Genomic DNA, 6,779 nt, shown 5'->3' on the forward strand with positions numbered 1-6,779 from the left:
CGCAACGCCATGCGCGAGTTGGAGGTCTTCCTGCCGGCCGCCTTCTTCTTCGCCCGCGGGGAGGGCGTGGACGCCTGGCTGATCGGGCTGGGGGTGGTCTGGAGCGGCGTGTTCGTGGTCTTCCCGCTGTTCAACCGCGACCGGCTGCGCCTGGGCGACCTGGCGGCGGGGACCATGGTGGTGAAGGCGCCCCGGCGGGTGCTGCGCCCGGACCTGACGCGGGACGCGCCCGCCGGCGCCGGCCTCGCCTTCACCCAGGCCCAGCTCGACGCCTACGGGGTCAAGGAGCTGCACGTTCTGGAGGGCGTCCTGCGATCGCGCGAGCGGCGCACCATGGCCGAGGTCGCCAAGCGGATCCGCGCCAAGATCGCGTGGGAGGGACCGGCCGACCTGTCCGACCAGGCATTCCTGTCCGCCTACTATGCGGGACTTCGCGGGCGGCTGGAGAAGCGCATGCTCTTCGGCCACCGTCGCCGCGACAAGTTCGACCAGGCCTAGTCGAAGATGGCGGCGAGCGCGTTCGGCGTCGCGCCTTCGCGCACGCGCCGCAGTTCGGTGTAGAGCACCGCTCCGCCGGTGGCGCCGATCAGGGACGAGATGACGTTGGTGACGGTGTTGACGGCGATTTCGCCTGGGCCGGCGCCGACGTCGCCGTCCCCGTTCACCAGCAGCCAGGCGCCTGAGAGCGCCGCGATGATCGCGCCGATGATCACGTAGGCGACGACGTAGATCAGCACGAGGCCGAAGATTCGCCAGCGGTTGCCGCGGGTCAGCTCGGCGCTGCGGCCGAAGGTGTCCATGATCGGCTTGCGCTCGGCGATCAGGACCGGCACGGCCACGCACCAGGCAATGGCGATCATGATCCCCGGGACCAGCAGGAGCAGCGAGCCAAGGGCCACGGCCAGGCCGTAGAGCAGTCCCACCGCGAACAGGGCCAGAAACGACCTGAGACCGATGGTGATGCTCTCGGCGATGCTCACCCTGCGGTCGTTGAGGTAGTGGATGGCTCCGTAGGTGAGGGCGCCCTGCAGGACGAGGGCCGCCACGCCGGAGATCAGCCCCGTCGTGACGAACCATGCCCAGGCCGTGGCCGAGTTCGTCTCCGACGCCTCCATCTGGATCAGGCCGACAATCACGGTTGGGATGCCCGTGAGGATTGCGGCGAGCGCCAGGAAGGTGACGAAGTTGCGGCCCAGCACCTCGAAGGTCTGCTGGATCACGCGACCGATCTCGAGCTTGTCCGAAGCCATCGTGGCTGTGGTCATGGCGTCCCTCCCGTTCCCCAGGGTGAAGCAAACCATGCATCACGCGGGTCGTCGATGGATGGGAGCGCTACCAGAAATCGCTTGATTGGTCTGACCACGTCCGGCACACATTCGGATGACAAGGGTCCGCGGGCCGCGTGGCGGCGCAGACGAGACCCGAGGAAGGGGAGGTTGGGCGTGCCGCGAGGATTATCGCGTCGGGAAGCGCTGGCCGCGGGGTCGGCCGCCGTTCTGGTGGGCGCCGCCGCGCCCGCCCCGGACTCGCTGGACCGGCTGGCGCGAACCAAGGGCGTGCGGTTCGGCTCCGCCCTGGGCGGACGGGGCCTGGCCGATCCGGCCTACCGCAGGCTTATCGCCGCGGAGTGCGGGGCGCTGGTCGCCGAGAACGAGCACAAGCTCTATTCGCTGATGCCGCAGGCGGAAGGCGCCTGGCGCTTCGGGCCGGCGGACGCCATCGCCGCCTTCGCCCGCGAGCACGACATGGTCCTGCGCGGCCACACCCTCTTGTGGAACAAGGACGAGTTCACGCCGGCCTGGGTGAAGGGCCACGACTTCGGCGGGCGGGACGCCGCCGCGCGCTGGCTCACCGGCTATGTGAGGACGGTGGCCGGCCGCTATCCGCAGGTGCAATCCTGGGACGTCGTCAACGAGACGATCGACCCCGCGACCGGCGCGGAACGGAACACCACCCTAGCCCGCGCAGTCGGCCCCGAGCTCGTGGAGCTCGCCTTCCACGCCGCACGCGAAGCCGCCCCGAACGCCAGGCTCGTCTACAACGACTACATGGGCTGGGGCCCGTTTTTCGCGAAGCACCGGGCGGGCGTGCTGAGGCTCCTGGAGCGGCTCAAGGCGAAGGACGTTCCGGTGCATGCGCTGGGCGTCCAGGGCCACATCGGCGGCGGGGTGGACGAGCCGGAGGTGGCAAGCTTCCCGGCCGCCGACCAGCGGGAGTGGCGGGCCTTCCTCGACGAGGCCCGGGGCATGGGCCTCGACCTGCTGATCACCGAGCTCGACGCCAACGACAAGGCGCTGCCGGCCGACATCCCCCGCCGCGACGCGGAGGTGGCGGCGCTGACCCGCGACTACCTGGACCTGATGCTGTCCTATCCGGAGACGAAGCAGGTGCTCGTCTGGGGCCTGGCGGACACCTACTCCTGGCTGCAGGGCGCGGCGCCGCGCGCCGACGGGCTGCCCAAGCGCCCGACGCCCTACGACGCCGAGCTGCGCGCCAAACCGATGCGCGAGGCGATCGCGGCCGCCTTCCGCGCCGCTCCGGAGCGCACGCCATGGGCATGATCCGCTCGCTGATCCTGGCGCTGGCTCTCGCCGGCCCCGCCGCTGCCGGCGAGGCGCGGTTCGACTGGTTCGACTACCGCGGCGAGGCCCCGCCTGCGGCGCCGGCCGGCCAGTTCCGAAACCCGGTGCTCACCGGCTTCTACCCGGACCCCACCTCGCTGCGGGTTGGCGACGACTACTACCTGGTGACCTCCACCTTCTCCTACTTCCCGGGCCTGCCGGTGTTCAGAAGCCGCGATCTGGTGAGCTGGGAGCAGATCGGCAACGCCATCGATCGCCCAGGGCAGCTCGACTTCTCAGGCCTGGGCCTGTCGCGCGGGGTGTTCGCGCCGGACATGACCTGGCGCGACGGGACCTTCTACATCCTCAACACCTGCGTGGACTGTGGCGGGAACTACCTGATCACCGCCAAGGACCCGGCGGGTCCGTGGTCGGACCCGGTCTGGATCCGGGAGGTGGACGGCATCGACCCCGCCTTCTTCTTCGACGACGACGGCCGCGCCTACCTGCTGAACAACGGCCCCCCCGAGGGGACGCCTCTCTACGAGGGCCACCGCGCCATCTGGATGCAGGAGTTCGACCTGAAGGCGCTGAAGCCGGTCGGCCCGCGCAGGGTGCTGGTGAACGGCGGCGTCGATCTCTCCAAGAAGCCGATCTGGATCGAGGGGCCGCACATCTACCTGAAGGACGGCTGGTACTACCTGACCTGCGCCGAGGGCGGCACGTCCGAGCAGCACTCCCAGGTCGTCCTGCGGAGCCGCGACGTCTGGGGGCCCTACCAGCCCTACGCCGGCAACCCGATCCTCACCCAGCGCCACCTGCCGGGCGACCGGCCGAACCCGATCACCTCGGCGGGCCACGCCGACCTGCTGGAGACGCCGGCCGGCGAGTGGTGGGCGACCTTCCTGGCGACCCGGCCCTACGCGGGCGACTTCTACAACACCGGCCGCGAGACCTTCCTGCTGCCGGTCACCTGGAAGGACGGCTGGCCGGTGATCCTCGAGGGCGACGCGGCCATCCCCGCGGTCCTGCCCCGGCCGAAGCTGCCGGCGGGTCGGGGGCCCGCGCCCGACGCCTATCGGGACGAGTTCGACGCCCCGGCGCTCGGTCCGGCCTGGATGACCATCCGCACGCCCAAGTCCCGCTGGCACCGCCTGGACGGCGGCGCGCTGACGCTGCAGGCGCGGAACGTCCCCCTGGGCTCGCTCGGCCAGCCCTCCTACTTCGGCCGGCGGCAGCAGCACATGCGGGCGGAGGCCGCCACGCGGGTGGCGTTCACGCCGTCGGGTGAGGGCGACCGCGCGGGCCTCGCGGCGCTGCAGAGCGAGGACTTCTTCTACCTCCTGAGCCTGGCCCGCGACGGCGGCCGCACGATCGTGAAGCTCGAGCGCCGGGCGGGCAAGGGCCAGGCGCCGCACGGCGTCACCCTGGCGGCCGCGCCGGCGCCGGACGGGCGGCCTGTGGAGCTGAAGATCGTCGCCCGGGGCGACCGCTACGACTTCCTCTACGCCGTCGAGCCCGGCCGCTGGACCATGCTGCACGCGGGCGCCGACGGCACGATCCTCTCCACCAAGACCGCCGGCGGCTTCGTCGGCGTCACCTTCGGCCTTTACGCCTATTCGGAAGAGACCCCATGACGACGAGCCTCACCCGCCGCCATGTCGGCGCCAGCCTGATCGCGATCTCCGCGGCGCTCGCGGCCCGGCCCGCCCAGTCCCAGGGCCGGCCGCTGTACAAGGACCCGAAGGCGCCCACCGACGCGCGCATCGACGACCTGATCGGCCGCATGACGCTGGAGGAGAAGTGCGCCCAGCTGGTCGGCATCTGGCTGAAGAAAGAGACCATCCAGACGGCCGACGCGGAGTTCTCGCCGCAGAAGGCGAGCGCGGCCTTCCCGCACGGCCTCGGCCAGATCTCCCGGCCGTCCGACCGCCGCGGCGCGACCGAGGGCCCGCATGCGGGCGCGGCGCCCGGCACCGTCAACCGCACGCCGGTGGAGACCGCCCGCTACATCAACGCGGCCCAGCGCTGGGCGATGACCCAGACCCGCCTCGGCATCCCGATGCTGATGCACGACGAGGCCCTGCACGGCTATGTGGCGCGCGAATCGACCATGTTCCCGCAGGCCATCGGGCTCGCCTCCACCTGGGACCCCGAGCTGGTGGAGAAGGTGTTCTCGGTCGCCGCGCGGGAGATGCGCGCCCGCGGGTCGAACATCGCCCTGGCGCCGGTCGTCGACGTGGCCCGCGATCCCCGGTGGGGCCGCATCGAGGAGACCTACGGCGAGGACCCCCACCTGGTCGCCGAGATGGGACTCGCCGCCATCCGCGGCTTCCAGGGGCGCACCCTGCCGCTGGCCAGGGACAAGGTGTTCGTCACGCTCAAGCATATGACCGGCCATGGCCAGCCGGAGAGCGGGACCAACATCGGTCCGGCGCAGATCTCCGAGCGGATCCTCCGGGAGAACTTCTTCCCGCCGTTCGAGCGGGCGGTGAAGGAGGCCAATGTCCTCTCCGTCATGCCCTCGTACAACGAGATCGACGGCGTGCCCTCGCATGCCAACAGGTGGCTGCTGACCGACGTGCTGCGCGGCGAGTGGGGGTTCGAGGGCGCGACGCTCAGCGACTATTTCGCGGTCCGCGAGATGGTCACCCGGCACCGGATGTTCGAAACCGGCGACGACGCCGCCGTGGCGGCGATGAACGCCGGCGTCGACGTCGAGCTGCCGGACGGCGACTGCTACAACGCGCTCCAGGCCCTGGTGCGGGCCGGCCGGATCTCCCAGGACCAGATCGACACGGCAGTGCGCCGGGTGCTGCGCCTGAAGTTCGAGGGCGGACTCTTCGAGAACCCCTACGCCGACGTTCGCAGCGCCGACCGGCTGACGGCCACGCCCGAGGCTGTCGCGCTCGCCCGCGAGGCGGCGCGCAAGACCATGGTTCTCTTGAAGAACGACAAGGGCCTGCTGCCGCTCGACGCCGGCAGGATCGGCCGGCTGGCGGTGCTGGGCACGCACGCCCGCGACACCCCGATCGGCGGCTACAGCGAGATTCCGCGCAAGGTGGTGAGCGTGCTGGAGGGCATGCAGGCGGAGGCTCGAGGCCGCTTCCAGGTGGACTATGCGGAAGCGGTGCGGATCACGGAGAGCCGGGTCTGGGCCGCCGACGAGGTGAAGCTCGTGGACCCGGCGGTGAACGCCCGTCTCATCGCCGAGGCCGTGGAGGTCGCCCGCCGCGCCGATGTGGTGCTGATGGTGCTGGGCGACAACGAGCAGACCAGCCGGGAGGCCTGGGCCGACAACCACCTGGGCGACCGCAGCGAGCTGGGCCTGATCGGCCAGCAGGAGGACCTGGCGCGCGCGATCTTCGCGCTCGGGAAGCCCACGGTGGTGCTGCTGCTGAACGGTCGTCCGCTGGCGGTGAACCTGCTGGCGGAGAAGGCCGACGCCCTGATCGAGGGCTGGTACCTCGGCCAGGAGACCGGCCACGCCGTGGCCGACGTGCTGTTCGGCCGGGCGAACCCCGGCGGCAAGCTGCCGGTGACCATCGCCCGCGACGCGGGCCAGCTGCCGATGTTCTACAACCGCAAACCGACCTCGCGGCGGGGCTACCTGTTCGGCGACACGAGCCCGCTCTACCCGTTCGGGTTCGGGCTTTCCTACACCACCTTCGAAATCTCGGCGCCGCGCCTGTCGCGGGCCAGTCTGGGCGTCGCCGACACCCTGCGCGTGGAAGTGGACGTGGCGAACACGGGGGCGCGCGAGGGCGACGAGGTGGTGCAGCTCTACCTGCGCGACGAGGCCGCCTCCGTGACCCGGCCGCTCCTGGAGCTGAAACGGTTCCGGCGGGTGACGCTGGCGCCCGGCGCGCGGACCACGGTGGCCTTCGACCTGACGCCCGACGACCTCGCCATCTGGAACATCGACATGAAGCGGGTGGTGGAGCCCGGGAAGTTCACGGTGTCCGTCGGCCCCAATTCGGTGGACCTGAAGAGCGCCCAGTTCGCGGTCGCCTGACGCCCGGAGCCACAGTCCTCCGGGGCCGGGGCGCTGGTCCTTCTGCTCCACGCGCTCGCCGCGCCGCCCTCGGTGTTCGCGTGTACGGGCGCGCCTGGCTACGCCGGGACGACAACGGGGAGTGATGGGGGGCTAGATCGCCACGCGTTTGGCGATCTGGCTGCGGCGGGCCTTGCTCTCCTGCTGGGCGCGCTCCAGGGCCT

The 6,779-nt window shown here is 71.2% G+C and carries 4 protein-coding genes and 1 pseudogene; 4 read left to right on the forward strand and 1 reads right to left on the reverse strand.

Annotated features, from left to right (window positions below; translation table 11 throughout):
- Positions 1-498: pseudogene (locus V7Z97_RS18635) on the forward strand (RDD family protein); the annotation flags it as partial.
- Here V7Z97_RS18635 and V7Z97_RS18640 read toward each other — a convergent pair.
- Positions 495-1,265, reverse strand: coding sequence for a YciC family protein (locus V7Z97_RS18640; RefSeq protein ID WP_334164942.1), 771 nt, complete (start codon positions 1,263-1,265; stop codon positions 495-497). The pseudogene V7Z97_RS18635 and the gene V7Z97_RS18640 sit on opposite strands and share 4 nt — an antisense overlap.
- 177 nt (positions 1,266-1,442) lie before the next feature.
- On the opposite strand from V7Z97_RS18640, the gene V7Z97_RS18645 reads away from it, so the two are divergent.
- From V7Z97_RS18645 to V7Z97_RS18655, 3 genes are read left to right on the forward strand one after another with little or no spacing between them, the layout of a single operon-like run.
- A complete protein-coding gene (locus V7Z97_RS18645) occupies positions 1,443-2,561 on the forward strand; it encodes an endo-1,4-beta-xylanase (protein ID WP_334164943.1) in 1,119 nt (372 codons plus the stop codon).
- Positions 2,552-4,198: a glycoside hydrolase family 43 protein gene (locus V7Z97_RS18650; protein ID WP_334164944.1), complete on the forward strand. Its 1,647-nt coding sequence runs from the start codon at positions 2,552-2,554 to the stop codon at positions 4,196-4,198. The genes V7Z97_RS18645 and V7Z97_RS18650 overlap by 10 nt, the downstream gene beginning before the upstream one ends.
- Complete coding sequence (locus V7Z97_RS18655) at positions 4,195-6,576, forward strand: glycoside hydrolase family 3 N-terminal domain-containing protein (protein ID WP_334164945.1); 2,382 nt, start codon at positions 4,195-4,197, stop codon at positions 6,574-6,576. The genes V7Z97_RS18650 and V7Z97_RS18655 overlap by 4 nt, the downstream gene beginning before the upstream one ends.
- The last annotated feature ends 203 nt before the right edge of the window (positions 6,577-6,779 follow it).

Source organism: Phenylobacterium sp., from assembly GCF_036821595.1.
GTDB lineage: Bacteria > Pseudomonadota > Alphaproteobacteria > Caulobacterales > Caulobacteraceae > Phenylobacterium.

Coding starts and splice junctions, on each gene's coding strand:
- V7Z97_RS18655 (WP_334164945.1), top strand. CDS start 4,195: ATGACGACGAGCCTCACCCGCCGCCATGTCGGCGCCAGCCTGATCGCG.
- V7Z97_RS18640 (WP_334164942.1), bottom strand. CDS start 1,265: ATGACCACAGCCACGATGGCTTCGGACAAGCTCGAGATCGGTCGCGTG.
- V7Z97_RS18650 (WP_334164944.1), top strand. CDS start 2,552: ATGGGCATGATCCGCTCGCTGATCCTGGCGCTGGCTCTCGCCGGCCCC.